This is a genomic window from Synechococcus sp. H55.11, from assembly GCF_047462475.1.
Taxonomy (GTDB): Bacteria; Cyanobacteriota; Cyanobacteriia; order Thermostichales; family Thermostichaceae; genus Thermostichus.
This window is the reverse complement of sequence record NZ_JANSJI010000326.1, coordinates 1-606: the sequence shown is the minus strand read 5'-3', so window position 1 is coordinate 606 and position 606 is coordinate 1. Positions and strand designations below refer to the sequence as shown.

1 protein-coding gene is annotated in these 606 nt (G+C 59.2%); it reads left to right on the top strand.

Annotated features, from left to right (window positions below):
* On the top strand, positions 1–566 hold a 566-nt coding region (locus NW853_RS12875; protein ID WP_414349208.1), incomplete at its 5' end, for an RNA-guided endonuclease InsQ/TnpB family protein.
* Positions 567–606 lie beyond the last annotated feature (40 nt).

Genomic DNA, 606 nt, shown 5'->3' with positions numbered 1-606 from the left:
GGTTGAGAGCGGCTCTGCAACGCAAGGCCAGCAAGGGCACACGCAGCACTCGGCGGAGATGTCGGGAGCTGTTGCAACGGCTGTCTGGTCGGGAGAGACGCTTTCAAGCTTGGGTGAACCATCGCATCTCCAAGTCCATTGTTTCTAGGGCACAGGCCACCCACCGTTTTATTGCCTTGGAAGACCTGACTGGAATTAGAGAACGTACCAACCAACAGCCGCGTAGTAAAGTCGAGCGGCGGCGGAGCAATAGCTGGGCGTTCTACCAGTTGCGGCAGTTTGTGCACTACAAGGCCGCCAGAGCAGGGATCCAGGTGGTGGTGGTGCCGCCTGCCTACAGCTCGCAGACCTGCCACCGGTGTTTGTGGCTTGGGCAGCGGGAAGGGAAGCGTTTTCGTTGTGTGAACCCGGCTTGTGGCTGGGAAGGGGATGCAGATTTGAACGGTGCCAACGTGATTGCCCTTTTGGGGGTCGCTGTAAACCGGCCCAGAGGCCCGTGGTTGGCTTGCCAACTGCAGGGCTACGGAAAGCCCGCTCCGTACCGCTTAGCGGTCGGAGTCGGGTAGTTTACAGCTACCTGTGCAGTCTGGAGAGCTCTATGGAAGT